Source organism: Paraurantiacibacter namhicola (assembly GCF_001687545.1).
Classification (GTDB): domain Bacteria; phylum Pseudomonadota; class Alphaproteobacteria; order Sphingomonadales; family Sphingomonadaceae; genus Paraurantiacibacter; species Paraurantiacibacter namhicola.
This window is the reverse complement of sequence record NZ_CP016545.1, coordinates 819,517-832,923: the sequence shown is the minus strand read 5'-3', so window position 1 is coordinate 832,923 and position 13,407 is coordinate 819,517. Positions and strand designations below refer to the sequence as shown.

Below are 13,407 nucleotides of genomic sequence, written 5' to 3'. Positions count from 1 at the left end.
GTCACTGCCCCCCGTTCGCGCTGGTGGCCGGCTGTGTCGGCGTGGCAGGCTGCGCTGCGCCCTGCGATCGGCGCTGCACTTCCGGCAGCGGCAGGTACGTGGTCACACCGCCTGCCTCCACCACGGTCTTGTCGGTCTTGGCGAGGATATATTCCATGGTCTCGTAATAGAGGCGGCGACGCGTCACTTCGGGCGCAAGCCGGTATTCGGCATAGATCTTGTTGAAGGCTGCCGCGTTACCTTCCGCGCCGGCCAGCAGCTGCTGGGCGTAACGGCGCGCCTGGTTGAGGTTCGCTTCCGCATCCTGCTGCGCTGCCAGCACGTCGTTGAAGGCCTCCACCACGGTGGGCGGCGGATCGGTCTTCTCGATATAGACGCCCTGCACCTGGATCCCGGCGCCATAGGAATCGAGGATTTCCTGCATCCGGTCGCGCACGTCCTGTTCGATCTGCGCGCGGCCTTCACCAGAAAGCACGGTGTCGAAGTCCTGCTCCGCCACGCTGGCGCGCATCGCGGCCTCTGCCGCGTTCTGCAGCGCAAGGTCGGGATTGTCGATCTGGAAGCGGAAGCCCTGCAGGTCCTTGATACTCCAGCGCACGGAATAATTCAGGTTCACCAGGTTCTGGTCGCCCGTCAGGAACAGCTTCTCGTCGATCTCGGTCTCGCGGAAGACGCTGACCGTTTCGATATCGACGTTCTGGAATGGCCATGGGAAGGTCCAGTTCAGGCCCGGCTCCAGCGTGCGGCTGTACTTGCCGAAGGTGGTAACCAGACCCTGCTCCTTGGGGCCGACCTGGTGGATGGAAGACAGCAGCAGCCAGATGCCAGCGACCAGCGCGATGCCGAACGGCAGCCAGCTCTTGCCGCCGGGGCGCTGCGGCAGGGTGAAGCCGCCGCCCGGACCGCCGCCGCCAAGCCTGCGCCGCGGGCCTTCCGGCCCCTTGTTCTTGAACAGGTCTTCGATGTTCGCGCCCTTGCGGCCGCCATCGCCGGTGGATTTGCCACCCGGCAGCCACGGGTTCTTAGGCCCGCGCGAGCCGTCTCCGCCTGCAGAGGAAGGCCCGTCTCCGGAGCCGGCTCCATCGCCGCCCCCTTCGCCGCCGCCATCACCATCGTTGCCGCCGGACTTGCCGCCCCACGGATTCTTGCGACCGGCCATGGCCAGTGCGATCTGGTCGAAAAACCCACCCAGTGTTCTCATGCCTGTTCTTATAGGTAGCAAAGCGGGGAAAAACAGGGGTCGGCACGCGAATTTTCGCTGACGGACCCCCCCGCCCCCGCTAACACCGCCTGCATGACGTCAGAGAGCGCGATCCGGGAAAGCCTGCCGACAGGCGCGGTGGGCCGTGTGCAATCGGTCCGCATGAAGGGCGCAGTGGCGATACTGGTGGTCGATGCCGCCGGACTGACCCGCCCGGATGCGGAGCGGCTGGAGACCGAAATCCGCGCAAACGTGCTGCGGGTGGACGGCGTGGACGATGTGCGCATCGCCCTGACCGCAGAGAAGCGCGAGCGGCACATCATCGCAATCGGCAGCGGCAAGGGCGGCGTCGGAAAATCGACGCTGACGGCCAATCTTGCCGTGGCGCTGGCCGCCAGCGGCATCCGCACCGGCGTGGTGGATGCGGACATCTACGGCCCCAGCCAGCCCACGCTGCTTGGTACGCAGGACGAAAAGGTCGTCGCCAGCGCGGACAAGGTGCTCACCCCAACCAGCAGCGCGTTCGGCGTGAAGACGCTCAGCATGGGGCAGCTGATCGAGCCGGGACGCGCGATTGCATGGCGCGGTCCGATGGTCGGCGGCGCACTCACGCAGCTGATGGAAGCGGACTGGGGCGATACCGAAGTGCTGCTGGTGGACCTGCCGCCCGGCACCGGTGACGTGCAGCTGACCATGCTGCAGAAATTCCGCCCATCCGGCGCAGTGGTCGTCTCCACCCCGCAGGACCTCGCCCTGATCGACGCGACGCGCGCACTGGACCTGTTCGGCCAGGCCAAGGTGCCTGTGCTGGGCCTTGTCGAGAACATGGCCGGCTATATGTGCCCGCATTGCGGCGAGCTGTCCGATCCCTTCGGCCATGGCGGCGCGGAGGCGGCAGCGCAGGCGCTGGGCCATCCCTTCCTCGGCCGTATCCCGCTTTCGATCGAAATCCGCCTTGCTTCCGATGCGGGCCAGCCGCCTGCCGCGCAGGACACTCCGCAGGGCGAGGCGTTCCGCGCCATCGCCGCGCGGATCGCCAGCGTGATCCGCACCGTACAGGCGGAGGGCGGCTAGGTGCTGCGTGTTTCGCGGCGCGGCGTGCTGGCCGGGGGCGCGCTTGGCGGCGGCCTGCTGGTGGCATGGGCCCTGCTGCCGCGAAGCTATTCCGACCCACTGCCGGCCGAAGAGGGCGAGACCGCTTTCGGCGCCTGGCTGAAGATCGGCGCGGACGGCGTGGTGACCGTGGCCGTGCCGCAGCTGGAGATGGGACAGGGGGTGACCACCCTGCTGCCGCAGATCATTGCGCGCGAGCTGGGCGCGGACTGGCGGCAGGTCGCGGTAGAACCTGCGCCTGCCAGCGGTGCCTACGCCAATCTTCCCCTCGCCGCGGAATGGGCGCCGCTGCGCCGCCGCATGGTCCCCTGGCTGGATGCCGAGCCTGACGACCTGCTGCTGAAACGCTGGGCGCAGGACGAGGCCTTTACCGCCACCGCCGATGGCACCACGCTGGCGGCCTATGAGATGCCCTGCCGCGAGGCTGCCGCCACCGCGCGCGCCATGCTGGCCATGGCGGCGGCCGAATTGTGGGACGTGGACTGGCAGGAATGCGAGGTGCTGAATGGCCTCGTCACCAATGGCGAGCGGCAGGCAGGCTTTGGCGCCCTTGCCATCAGCGCGGCGGAGCAGGATCCGCCCGACACGCCGCCATTGAGGCCCGAGGAAATCGCCGAGCTGGCAGGCAGCTTTCCCATGCCGGAAGGCGCGCAGACCGATTATCCGCGTGTCGACCTGCCGAGCAAGGTGGACGGCACGTACCAGTTTGCAGGCGACATCCGCCTGCCGGAGATGGTCCATGCCGCCATCCGCCACGGTCCGGTGGACCGGGCGGAAATCAGCAGCCTGGACGTGCCCGCGACGCGCGGCATCCGCGGCCTTCGCGGCATCGTGAAGGGCAAGCGCTGGCTGGCGGCGGCCGCGGACAATTGGTGGGCGGCGGAGCAGGCGCTCGATGCGATGGCCCCGCGCTTCCGGACGGCGAACCCAGTCAACTCCCAGCGTATGAACGAGGCGCTCGACAATGCCGTGCGGCGCGGGGAGCGGCACCGCGTGGCCGAGCGCGGCAATGGCGATGCAGGCCTCGACAAGCCGACGCTGGCGCTGCGATACGATGTCATGCCGGCGCTGCATGCTCCGCTTGAAACGGCCAGCGCCACAGCCCGCCTGCGCGATGGCAAGCTGGAGCTGTGGATGGCCGCGCAGGCCCCGGAACAGGCCCGGCAGGCGGCGGCAAAGGCGCTGGGCATGGCGCTGGAAGATGTCATCCTTTACCCCGTGGCGGCAGGCGGCAGCTTCGACCGGCGGCTGGAGCATGATCATGCCATCGAAGTTGCCCTGATTGCGCGGGAACTGGACCGCCCCGTGCAGCTGACCTGGTCGCGCTGGCAGGAGCATCTGCTCACCCGCCCGCGCCCTCCGGTGGCCGGCGTGCTGGCCGCGCGGATCGATGCCGAAGGGCGCATCGGCACGTTCCGCGCGCGGCTGGCGGCCCCGTCCAGCAGTTATGAATTCGGGCGGCGCCTGTTCGGCAACCTCACCAGCTGGGCGGCGATGGAGGATGCAGAAGGCCGCCCGGATGCCATGGTCTGCCAGGGCGCGATGCCGCCCTATGCCATCCCCAATGCCGCCGTGGATCACGCGCCAGCCCGTATCGGCCTGCCCACCGGCCGCATGCGCGGGAAGGCCGATGGCTACACCTGCTTCATGGTGGAAAGCTTCATCGACGAAGTGGCGCAGCGTTACGCGCAGGAGCCGCTGGCTTACCGCATTTCCATGCTGGGCGAGGACGTGCGGCTGGCGGAATGCCTGCAGCGCGCCGCGCGGCTGGCCGGATGGGGCGGCGGCGGCGATCGCAGCGGCGAAGGCATCGCCTGCCACCGCATGGGCAACCCGGCCACCGGCGGGCGCATCGCCGTGGTCGCAACTGCAGCCATCGGCGAAGGCGGCGTGCGCGTGACGCGGCTTTCCGCTGCGGTCGATATCGGCCGCGTCGTCAACCGCGACCTTGCCCTGCAGCAGGTGGAAGGCGGGCTGGTCTATGGCCTCGGCCTCGCGCTCGGTTCCGCCACGGAATACCAGGACGGCCTGCCCACGCAAGCTCGGCTCGGCGACCTCGGCTTGCCCACCATGGCGGACATGCCCGAAGTGCGCGTGGAACTGGTGGAAAGTGAGAGCCAGCCCTTCGATCCGGGCGAGATTGGCGTCCCCGCCGTCGCCCCCGCCATCGCCAATGCGATTTATTCTGCAACGGGCCTTCGCCTGCGCCGCCTTCCGCTGCTATCGGGCGGGCTATGACCTGGCAGGAACAGAAACTCCCGGCGGACCACCCGCCGGTAAAGAGCGGCGGCGTGGGCGTATTGCTCGTGAACCTCGGCACGCCAGACGCGCCCGATACGCCCAGTGTGCGGCGTTACCTGAAGCAATTCCTGTCCGACCGGCGGGTGGTGGAAATCCCCGCCCTCGTTTGGCAGCCGATCCTGCGCGGCATCATCCTGAACACGCGCCCGAAGAAGAGCGCGCATGCCTATAGCCAGGTGTGGACCGACAAGGGCAGCCCGCTGGCGGCCATCACCGCAGAGCAGGCGGAGAAGCTGCAGGAGCGGCTCGGCCCCGTCCGCGAGGGCGATGTGCGGGTGGACTGGGCCATGCGCTACGGCAACCCCTCCATCCCCGACCGGTTGCAGGCGATGCTGAATGCCGGCTGCGAGCGTGTGCTGTTCGCCCCGCTTTATCCGCAATATTCCGGCGCCACCACGGCCACGGCGGTGGACGATGCCGCCGATGCGCTGAAGGCGATGCGCTGGCAGCTCTCGCTTCGCACCCTGCCGCCTTACCATGACGATCCCGTGCATATCGCGGCGCTGGCCCGCGATATCGGCGCACAGCTGGACGCGCTGGATTTCGCGCCGGAGCTGCTGCTGCTGAGCTTTCACGGCATGCCGCAGCGCACGCTGGAACTGGGCGATCCCTACCACTGCCATTGCCGCAAGACCGCGCGGCTGCTGGAAGAGGCGCTGGCCCGCCCGGACCTGCGCATCCGCACCACCTTCCAAAGCCGGTTCGGGCCCGCCAAATGGCTGGAACCCGCGACCGACGACGTGCTGGAAGAAGAGGCGAAGGCCGGCACGAAGAGCATCGCCATCGCCGCACCCGGCTTTTCCGCCGACTGCCTGGAAACGCTGGAAGAATTGGCCATTCGCGGACGCGAGCAATTCATGGAGGCAGGCGGCGAGAAGTTTGCCGCGCTCAGCTGCCTGAATGCGGGCGAAACCGGTATGGACATGCTGGAAACGCTGATCCGCCGCGAATTGTCCGGCTGGATCTGACCCGGCCTATTCGGGCGAGGCGCAATCTTCTTCCCAAGTCCGCGAGTGATCGTCCGACTGGTTGAGCTGGACGCACGGTTGCTGCGTCAGGTGCAAGCCGAAGCTGTCGGTTGTCAGCAGCAGGTCGCCTTCCGCCAGGCGCTCGGCCCGCGGATTGTCGTGCAGCATTTCGAGGATGTCCCACAGCTCGGGCGGAACCTTGTTCCATGAGCGCTCGGCCAGTTCCTCGCAGCCTGCAGGCTCGTCCGGGACAGCAGCGCCGCCGGTCCGGCGAAATACGCCATCCTGCGTGTAGGTGACTTCGGCATCATACTGGGGGCAGCGGTTGTAGCCGATGCGGCCGCCATCGATCACGACGCGGCCCGGCACCTCGGTCAGGCCCATGCCGCTCATGCCGCCCTGCGGTGCAAACATCGTCAGGCCGACCATGCGCCACTGGCCTTCGATCCCGGCAAGCTCGGGCACGAAGCCGAGCCTGCGTTGCTCGGGACGCTCCAGCAGCAGCACGGTGTCGCCGGCCGTAAACCGCAAGCGGTCACCGGGCAGGACCTCGCCCTTGGGAGAGCGCGCGAAGAAGGCGAAATAGGCGTCGTCCCGCTCGGCCTTGTCGGCTTCGCAGCCGGCCAGCGTCTGCGGCCAGGGGCCCTCGCCGGACGGCTTGAAAACATCGCCGCGCATCCGGCCGGGCACGCCGGACCAGTTGCATTCCAGGTGCAGCCCGACACCGCCATCGGTGAAATTGGCAAAGGCGGCGCGTTCCGTTCCCCGGCTGCGGAACGGCACGGTGTAGCCATCGAAGCTGACCACGTCCCAATCGCCCGCGACATCGCTTGCGCTGGCAGGCCGGGGCGCAGCTTCGGCGCCGGTGGTGGCGGTTTCCGACCCATCGGGAAGCGTGCCGGGCGCACAGGCCGCGGCCATGGCTGCGGCGCCCAGCAGGATGGCGAAGCGGGAGGCGCGCGTCTTCATGTCAGGAAAAGTCGATCGCGATCCCGTCCTTCACCCAGTCGCCGTAGCGTGTGGGGCTCAGGCCCTGCGGATCGTCGCGCGCGGCTTCCGGCTTCACCGGCTCCGGCTTGGGCGGAGGGTCATCGCTCCAGTGGGCAGGCTTCTGGAAGCCTTCCGGGCGTTTGGTCGCGCGTTTGGTCATGCCATTGAAATGCGCAGGGTGGCGCATGGTTTCAAGGCGGCGTAGGGCACTGCGCATGGCCCAGCCTTCCGGAATTCACGCGCGCCGCGCCGCGCTTCGCATGCTCGATGCCGTCCTGCGCCGGGGGGAGACGCTGGAACAGGCGTTCGGCCCTGCGACGAAGGACGTGCGCCAGTTCAACGACAAGGCGCTGGCCCGCGCCATCGCCAGCGAGGCACTGCGCTGGCTGGTCGATATCGACGCCCTGATCGATTCCGCCACAAAGCAGGTGCTGCCGCCCGACGCGAAGCCGCGCATGGCGCTGCGCCTGATGCTGGCCCAATGGCTGCGGCTGGAAACGCCGCCGCATGCCGTGATCGCCACCGGACTGCCGCTGCTGACCGGCGGCCCGCGGCGGCTGGCCCACGGCGTATTCTCCACGCTGGTGAAGCAGGAAGCGGCACTGCCCGCTGCGCCCACGCTGCCGGATGATGTCGCGGCGCGCTGGGGCGAGCGGGCAGGCGATATCGCCGCTGGCCTGGCCGAACCGCCCGAGCTCGACCTGACACTGCGCGATCCGCACGCCACCACTATCTGGGCATCGAAACTGTCCGCTTTCGTCACCGCGCCGGGCCAGCTGCGCCTGCCGCGGGGCACGAATGTGGAGAAGCTGGAAGGCTTCGAGGATGGCGAATGGTGGGTTCAGGACCTCGCCGCCTCGCTGCCTGCCCACCTGCTGGGCAGGGCCCCTGAGGGTGAAGGCAATCACGCGCTGGACCTTTGCGCCGCGCCGGGCGGCAAGACGCTGCAACTGGCCGCGCAGGGCTGGAATGTCACCGCGCTCGACATCAGCAAGCGGCGGCTGGAATTGCTGCGCGAGAACCTGAAGCGCACGGGCCTGAAGGCCGGGATCGTCCGCGCCGATGCGCTGACCTGGGAGCCGAAGCACCGGTTCGACGCCATCCTGCTGGACGCGCCCTGCACCGCGACGGGCACCTGCCGCCGCCACCCGGACGTGATCCACCGCATCGGCCCGCGCCAGATCGAGGAAATGACGCAGTTGCAGGCTGCCCTGCTGGAGCGCGCTGCCGGCTGGCTGAAACCCGGCGGCAGGCTGGTCTATGCCGTCTGCTCGCTGGAGGCGGAGGAAGGCGAGGATATTGCCGCGGGCTGCTCCCTGACGCCCGACCCGATTGCCGAGGACGAGCTGCCCGCAGGCCTGGAGCCCGGGGCATGGGGCCATGTGCGCACCGACCCCGGAATGCTGCAGGACAAGGGCGGGCTGGACGGCTTCTTCATTGCGCGCTGGCGGCGCGAAGACTGAACTGAGAGGTAACGATGCGAATCCTGAAGAAAATCCTGATCGGTCTTGCCATCCTCCTCGGCCTTGGTGCCGCGATTGCGGGCGTGGGCGTTGCGACCGCACTGGACTGGGACCGAACCCACACCGAGGCGACTGCCAGCCTGCCCTTTTACGAGGCTGGGATGCCGGACGGTATTTACCAGCTGGAGGCGAACGGGCTGGTCTTCCGGACCCGCACCTTCGGAATGCAGAACGATGGGCCGGCTATCGTCATGCTGCACGGCCATCCGGAAAGTTCGATCATGTGGCAATCGCTCGCGGATCGTGCAGCGGCCGAGGGATACAGGGTGATCGCCTTCGACCAGCGTGGTTACAGCCCCGGCGCGCGGCCCGAGGGGGTCGATGCATACATGGCTGACAATCAGGTGGCCGATGTCATGGCGATGGCGGACGCTGCGGGATTTGAGGACTTCCATTTGGTGGGCCACGACTGGGGCGCCATCATCGCTTGGAGCACGGCCATGCTCCATCCCGATCGCATCTCCAGCCTCAACATCCTGTCACTGCCGCATCCCCACACGCTGACGGCCACGCTGGTCGACGATACGCCGGCCTATATCCGCCTGTTCAGCCTGCCGTGGGTGCCGGAGACGATGCTGCTGTTCAACGACCTGTCCGGATACCGCGACCTCTATACCGAGCAGTCCGAGGTCGAAACCGCCGAATATGTCGGCATCTTCTCGGAGCCGGGCGCATCGACCGCGACGCTGAACTGGTACCGCGCGATCCGCGAAAGCCTGCAGGTGCTGAGCGAACGCGAGCCGGGCATCTGCATGCCCACGGTGTTCATTTATGGTGACGAGGAATTCTGGGTAACGCCGGATTACCTCGCCCAGCAGCGCGAGCTGGTGCGCGCGCCCTATGAGGAAATCGAGCTCAAGGGCGGCCACTGGATCATGCAGATGCATCCGGAAGCGATTTCCGAAGCTGTGCTGGGCAATTTCGGCGCGCCCGCTTCGGATGCCGACGCCGCTGCCCCCGGTTGTACGGCGGCTCCGAATTAGGGGCACACGATGCCACTTCAGTCCTTGAGATACTGCTGGAAGCTCTTCCTCAGTTTCATCAGCTTGGGCGGGATGACCGCCAGGCAGTAGGGGTTCCTCTGGCCTTCGCCGTCCCAATACTCCTGGTGGTAATCCTCTGCCGGGTACCAGGTGGCCGGGCCTTCGATGGTGGTCACGGCTTCCTGCCCAGCATGGTCGGCATTCCACCGCGCGATGGCGGCTTCGGCTTCGGCGCGCTGGTCATCGTCCAGCGGAAAGATCGCGCTGCGATATTGCGTGCCCACGTCGTTGCCCTGCCGGTTCAGCTGGGTCGGATCATGCGTGCCCAGGAACACGTCGTAAATTTCAGGCAGGGTAATCGTGTCGGTATCGAAGGTGACGCGGATGCCCTCCGCATGGCCGGTACTGCCGGAACAGACCTGCTTGTACGTGGGGTTCTCCACCTCGCCGCCGATATAGCCGCTTTCCACTTCGCTTACGCCCACCACGTCGCGGAACACCGCTTCAGTGCACCAGAAGCACCCGCCTGCGATGATGGCCTGTTCCTGCTTGCCCATGTCGATCAATCTCCTTTGCCGCCCATGTGGGGAGCGTGATGCCGCTTGTCATCCCGGCGCGCATCCCTAGTCTGCGCCGTCAACGAGAATGTCCCTTGGAGAGTTTCACCATGAAAAAAGCCGCCATCATCGCCGCAGCCCTTGCCCTGGGCGTGACCGCGCCTGCGCTGGCCGATCATCACATGGCGGCACCCGGCATGTCCGCAGTCCTGGCTGCCGATGCCCGGGCCGACGACAGCGCCCGCGACCAGTACCGCAACCCTGCCGAAACCCTCAGCTTCTTCGACGTGAAGCCCGGCATGACCGTGGTCGACTACATGCCGTCCGGCGGCTGGTACACGCGCATCCTTGTGCCCTATCTGGGCGAAGGCGGGACTTATATCGGCATGAACCCCGCGATTCCGGCCGATGCGACCGGCTTCATGGCTCGCATGGCGAATTATGGCGACACGCTGCCCGGACAGGTGACCGAATGGCTGGGCGGCGCGCCCGGTGCGAAGGTCGTCGGCGTGAATGTCGGCGACGAAATGCCCGAAAGCATGGCCGGCAGCGTGGACCGCGTGCTGATCTTCCGCGAAATCCACAACATGCACCGCTTCGGCTGGCTGCAGCCCAGCCTCGCCTCCATCCGCACCATGCTGAAGGATGACGGCATGGTTGGCGTGGTCCAGCACCGCGCCCCGCATTCTGCCAGCGCTGACTATACCGACGGCAGCAAGGGCTACATGCGCGAGGCGGACGTGATCGCGCTGTTCCAGGCCAATGGTTTCGAACTTTATGCCCGCAGCGAAGTGAATGCGAACCCGGCCGATCCGGCAAACTGGCCCAATGGCGTGTGGACCCTTCCGCCGCGCCTTGGCGGGGCAACCGACGAGACACGTCCCGCGCTGGTGGAGATCGGCGAAAGCGACCGCATGACCCTGCTGTTCCGCAAGCGGCCATGACCACACTTCGCGTCGCTGCGCTGCAACTGGCGCTGGGCTCGGATAGCGAGCAGGAGAATATCGACGCTGTTTCCTCCATGGTGGAGGAAGCAGCGCAGCAGGGCGCGCAGGTGATCCTGCCGCCCGAGCTGTTTTCGGGCCCCTATTTCTGCCGCGAGGAGAAGGACGAGTTCTTCGCCCTTGCCCGCCCAACGACGGAGCATCCCAGCGTCATCGCCATGCAGGCGCTGGCGAAGCGGCTGGGCGTGGCCATCCCCACCAGCTTTTTCGAGCGCGACGGGCATCATTACTACAACACGCTCGCCATGATCGGCCCGGATGGCGAGGTCATGGGCACTTATCGCAAAAGCCACATCCCGGATGGGCCGGGTTACGAAGAGAAATTCTATTTCCGCCCCGGCAATGACGGGTTCAAGGTTTGGGACGTCTTCGGGGCCCGCATCGGCATCGGCATTTGCTGGGACCAGTGGTATCCGGAAACGGCGCGCTGCCTGGCGCTGAAAGGCGCTCAAGTCCTGTTCTACCCCACCGCTATCGGCAGCGAGCCCAAGGATGCGGACATGGACACCAGCCGCATGTGGCGCCGCGCGATGATCGGCCATGCCGTCAGCAATTGCATGCCGGTGGTGGCTGCCAACCGCATCGGCCACGAAGGCTCGCAGGAGGCCGGCAATCGCTTCTACGGGCACAGCTTCATCTGCGACGAATGGGGCGACATGCTGGCCGAATACGGCGCGCAGGAAACAGGCGTGCTGGTGTCGGAGCTGGACCTCGATGCAGCCCGCCAGCACCGCGCCAGCTGGGGTTTCTTCCGCGATCGCCGCCCGCAGCTTTACGGCCGCATTGCCGAAGACATTTGAGCCGAGACCCCCCTCCCCTTCAGGGGAGGGGCTGGGGGAGGGGCATGGCAAACAATCCGCACACCTACCTGGTCGCGCTGGGTTCGAACCAGCGCCATCCCGCCATCGGCAATCCGCGCGCCGTGGTGAGTTTCGCGGCGGATATGCTGGACGGGACGCTGGGCGAAGTCGTCGCCCGCTCCGCCGTGCTCGACAGCGCGCCGGTCGGCCCGTCACAGCGTCGCTACGCCAATGCCGCGCTGGTGATGGAAAGCGATCTCGCACCGCCGGCCCTGCTGAAAGCCCTGAACGGGGCCGAGACCATGCTGGGCCGCCAGCGCCGTGGCCAACGCTGGCGAAGCCGGTCGATCGATCTCGACATCGTGCTGTGGAGCGGCGGCATCTGGGCGAGCCCGGACCTGCAGATCCCGCACCCGCAATTCCGCCGCCGCGATTTCGTGACCGGCCCCGCCGCCGCCATTGCGCCCGACTGGCGAGATCCGGTCAGCGGCCTGAGCCTCGCGCAGCTTCATCACCGCTTGACCCGTGGCAGGCCCACCCCTAGGTGACGCGCCGGGTGTGAGGGCCGTTAGCTCAGTCGGTAGAGCAACTGACTTTTAATCAGTAGGTCGCTGGTTCGAACCCAGCACGGCTCACCACCCAGTCTTCTCTTCAGTCAGGTACGGTCCCGGCGTAATCCGGTCCATAGACGGCATCGCGCACATCATGGTGCAACGCATTGTCGAAGGGGATTTTCTGCGTGGCGAAGATCACCGCCATGTCCTGCGCCGGATCGACCCAGAACAGCATGCTGGGATATCCGTCCCAGAAGAACTCGCCCACCGTGCCGCGGTTTTCCCCTGCCGTTTGCGGAGGCGCAGTGCGAACTAAGAAGTTGATGCCGAAGCCGCCCGTGCCCTTGCCGGGTAGAAAGCCGCGCTGATCCGCCGGAATGCGCGGGTCGAGCATATCCGTGGCCATCACGCGGATGGTGCCGGGCTGCAATATGCGCACTCCCTCCAGCTCCCCCTCGCGCAGCAACATGCGGGCAAAGCGCATGTAATCGTCCACCGTGGTGACGATGCCGGACCCGCCCATGGTCAGCCTGGCCCCGGCGAAGTTCGCCTCCAGCCAAAGCTTGGGATCGTCCGGCTCGAAAGCATCGCCTTTCTGGACGTAGATCTGCGCAAGCCGCGGCAGGTCCGCCGGGTCGCGCTGCCAGCCGCTGTCTTGCATGCCAAGCGGGGTGAAGATGTTCTGCTGCACGTAATCGGCAAAGGGCATGCCGGACAGCACCTCCACCAGCCGCGCCTGCACATCCACGCCTGCCGAATAGCTCCAGCGCGTGCCGGGATCCGCGATCAGCGGCACCTGCGCCAGCTTCAGCGAAAATTCCTCCAGAGTGTTGGAAAAGGCCAGCGGGTCCAGCTGCTTCCACACCTCGTAGGCAGGCCCTCCCGCCTCGACATAGGTGAAGCCCGCCGTGTGGCGCATGGCATCGCGAATGGTCGGCGGGCGGCTGGGCGGGCGCAGGATCGGCTGCCCGTCCTCGTCCACGCCGGTGACTACCTGCAGCCCTTCGTATTCGGGCAGGTGCCAGTAGAGCGGATCGTCCAGGCCGAACTTGCCCTGCTCCCACAGCTGCATCAGCGCGACGCCCGTGACCGGCTTGGTCATGGAGAAGATCTGCACCAGCGTATCGCGGGCAAAGGGCTGCTCCCGCTCGCGCACGGCGAAGCCTGCGGCGGTGAAGCAGACCTCCTGCCCATCCTTCCAGACAAGCATGGAGGCGCCGACCGTGCAGCCCTGCGCCACAGCATTATCGAGGAAGCTGGAGATCGCAGCACAGTCCGATTGGAACCGGGCCGACTGCGAAGGGGTCTCAGCGGGAGCGGGAGCGGGGGCGGGGGTGGCGCAACCGGCCAGCATCGGCGCCAGAAGTGCGGCGCCGATGCTGCTTCCGATTGCTTTGAGCCAAAACCTCGCCA

The 13,407-nt window shown here is 67.0% G+C and carries 13 protein-coding genes and 1 tRNA gene; 9 read left to right on the top strand and 5 right to left on the bottom strand.

Going from position 1 to position 13,407, the window contains the following annotated elements:
• Nucleotide 1 precedes the first annotated feature (1 nt).
• Nucleotides 2-1,201, bottom strand: a complete 1,200-nt coding sequence (gene hflK / locus A6F65_RS03995) for a protease modulator HflK (protein ID WP_237164880.1) — start codon at nucleotides 1,199-1,201, stop codon at nucleotides 2-4.
• A 93-nt stretch (nucleotides 1,202-1,294) separates the two neighbouring features.
• Between hflK and A6F65_RS03990 the strand changes: the two genes are divergently transcribed.
• From A6F65_RS03990 to hemH, 3 genes are read left to right on the top strand one after another with little or no spacing between them, the layout of a single operon-like run.
• Nucleotides 1,295-2,275: an Mrp/NBP35 family ATP-binding protein gene (locus tag A6F65_RS03990; RefSeq protein WP_067786183.1), complete on the top strand. Its 981-nt coding sequence runs from the start codon at nucleotides 1,295-1,297 to the stop codon at nucleotides 2,273-2,275.
• 3 nt (nucleotides 2,276-2,278) lie between these two features.
• Nucleotides 2,279-4,552: a xanthine dehydrogenase family protein molybdopterin-binding subunit gene (locus A6F65_RS03985; RefSeq protein ID WP_067789961.1), complete on the top strand. Its 2,274-nt coding sequence runs from the start codon at nucleotides 2,279-2,281 to the stop codon at nucleotides 4,550-4,552.
• Nucleotides 4,549-5,583 carry a ferrochelatase gene (gene hemH / locus A6F65_RS03980; RefSeq protein ID WP_067786181.1) on the top strand — a complete coding sequence of 345 codons (1,035 nt, stop codon included), beginning with the start codon at nucleotides 4,549-4,551 and terminating at the stop codon, nucleotides 5,581-5,583. Before A6F65_RS03985 ends, hemH begins: the two co-directional genes overlap by 4 nt.
• A gap of 6 nt (nucleotides 5,584-5,589) precedes the next feature.
• On the opposite strand, the gene A6F65_RS03975 is transcribed toward hemH, so the two are convergent.
• Both A6F65_RS03975 and A6F65_RS03970 read right to left on the bottom strand, forming a co-directional pair.
• The gene (locus tag A6F65_RS03975; RefSeq protein ID WP_067786179.1) at nucleotides 5,590-6,552 is read right to left on the bottom strand and encodes a hypothetical protein; all 963 of its coding nucleotides are present in this window, start codon (nucleotides 6,550-6,552) and stop codon (nucleotides 5,590-5,592) included.
• Between the two features lies 1 nt (nucleotide 6,553).
• The gene (locus tag A6F65_RS03970) at nucleotides 6,554-6,733 is read right to left on the bottom strand and encodes a DUF1674 domain-containing protein (protein WP_083989582.1); all 180 of its coding nucleotides are present in this window, start codon (nucleotides 6,731-6,733) and stop codon (nucleotides 6,554-6,556) included.
• A 55-nt stretch (nucleotides 6,734-6,788) separates the two neighbouring features.
• On the opposite strand from A6F65_RS03970, the gene A6F65_RS03965 reads away from it, so the two are divergent.
• Together A6F65_RS03965 and A6F65_RS03960 are read left to right on the top strand one after the other, a co-directional pair.
• Nucleotides 6,789-8,036 carry an RsmB/NOP family class I SAM-dependent RNA methyltransferase gene (locus tag A6F65_RS03965; protein ID WP_067786177.1) on the top strand — a complete coding sequence of 416 codons (1,248 nt, stop codon included), beginning with the start codon at nucleotides 6,789-6,791 and terminating at the stop codon, nucleotides 8,034-8,036.
• A 14-nt stretch (nucleotides 8,037-8,050) separates the two neighbouring features.
• On the top strand, nucleotides 8,051-9,079 hold the full coding sequence (locus tag A6F65_RS03960) for an alpha/beta fold hydrolase (RefSeq protein WP_067786175.1): 1,029 nt from the start codon (nucleotides 8,051-8,053) through the stop codon (nucleotides 9,077-9,079).
• Nucleotides 9,080-9,096: 17 nt separating this feature from the next.
• On the opposite strand, the gene msrA is transcribed toward A6F65_RS03960, so the two are convergent.
• A complete protein-coding gene (gene msrA, locus A6F65_RS03955; protein WP_067789955.1) occupies nucleotides 9,097-9,636 on the bottom strand; it encodes a peptide-methionine (S)-S-oxide reductase MsrA in 540 nt (179 codons plus the stop codon).
• Nucleotides 9,637-9,746: 110 nt separating this feature from the next.
• On the opposite strand from msrA, the gene A6F65_RS03950 reads away from it, so the two are divergent.
• From A6F65_RS03950 to A6F65_RS03935, 4 genes are all read left to right on the top strand, one after another.
• A complete protein-coding gene (locus tag A6F65_RS03950; protein ID WP_067786173.1) occupies nucleotides 9,747-10,580 on the top strand; it encodes a class I SAM-dependent methyltransferase in 834 nt (277 codons plus the stop codon).
• Nucleotides 10,577-11,440: an N-carbamoylputrescine amidase gene (aguB, locus tag A6F65_RS03945; protein ID WP_067786171.1), complete on the top strand. Its 864-nt coding sequence runs from the start codon at nucleotides 10,577-10,579 to the stop codon at nucleotides 11,438-11,440. Before A6F65_RS03950 ends, aguB begins: the two co-directional genes overlap by 4 nt.
• 44 nt (nucleotides 11,441-11,484) lie before the next feature.
• Nucleotides 11,485-11,988, top strand: a complete 504-nt coding sequence (folK, locus tag A6F65_RS03940) for a 2-amino-4-hydroxy-6-hydroxymethyldihydropteridine diphosphokinase (protein ID WP_067786169.1) — start codon at nucleotides 11,485-11,487, stop codon at nucleotides 11,986-11,988.
• Between the two features lie 14 nt (nucleotides 11,989-12,002).
• Nucleotides 12,003-12,078, top strand: a tRNA-Lys gene (locus A6F65_RS03935).
• A 13-nt stretch (nucleotides 12,079-12,091) separates the two neighbouring features.
• Here the strand turns inward: A6F65_RS03935 and A6F65_RS03930 are convergent.
• Entirely contained in the window at nucleotides 12,092-13,348 is a 1,257-nt protein-coding gene (locus tag A6F65_RS03930; RefSeq protein WP_205631913.1) for a serine hydrolase domain-containing protein, read from the bottom strand.
• Between the last annotated feature and the right edge of the window lie 59 nt (nucleotides 13,349-13,407).

Coding starts and splice junctions, on each gene's coding strand:
- hflK (WP_237164880.1), bottom strand. CDS start 1,201: ATGAGAACACTGGGTGGGTTTTTCGACCAGATCGCACTGGCCATGGCC.
- A6F65_RS03990 (WP_067786183.1), top strand. CDS start 1,295: ATGACGTCAGAGAGCGCGATCCGGGAAAGCCTGCCGACAGGCGCGGTG.
- hemH (WP_067786181.1), top strand. CDS start 4,549: ATGACCTGGCAGGAACAGAAACTCCCGGCGGACCACCCGCCGGTAAAG.
- A6F65_RS03975 (WP_067786179.1), bottom strand. CDS start 6,552: ATGAAGACGCGCGCCTCCCGCTTCGCCATCCTGCTGGGCGCCGCAGCC.
- A6F65_RS03970 (WP_083989582.1), bottom strand. CDS start 6,733: ATGACCAAACGCGCGACCAAACGCCCGGAAGGCTTCCAGAAGCCTGCC.
- A6F65_RS03965 (WP_067786177.1), top strand. CDS start 6,789: ATGGCCCAGCCTTCCGGAATTCACGCGCGCCGCGCCGCGCTTCGCATG.
- A6F65_RS03960 (WP_067786175.1), top strand. CDS start 8,051: ATGCGAATCCTGAAGAAAATCCTGATCGGTCTTGCCATCCTCCTCGGC.
- msrA (WP_067789955.1), bottom strand. CDS start 9,636: ATGGGCAAGCAGGAACAGGCCATCATCGCAGGCGGGTGCTTCTGGTGC.
- A6F65_RS03950 (WP_067786173.1), top strand. CDS start 9,747: ATGAAAAAAGCCGCCATCATCGCCGCAGCCCTTGCCCTGGGCGTGACC.
- aguB (WP_067786171.1), top strand. CDS start 10,577: ATGACCACACTTCGCGTCGCTGCGCTGCAACTGGCGCTGGGCTCGGAT.
- folK (WP_067786169.1), top strand. CDS start 11,485: ATGGCAAACAATCCGCACACCTACCTGGTCGCGCTGGGTTCGAACCAG.
- A6F65_RS03930 (WP_205631913.1), bottom strand. CDS start 13,348: ATGCTGGCCGGTTGCGCCACCCCCGCCCCCGCTCCCGCTCCCGCTGAG.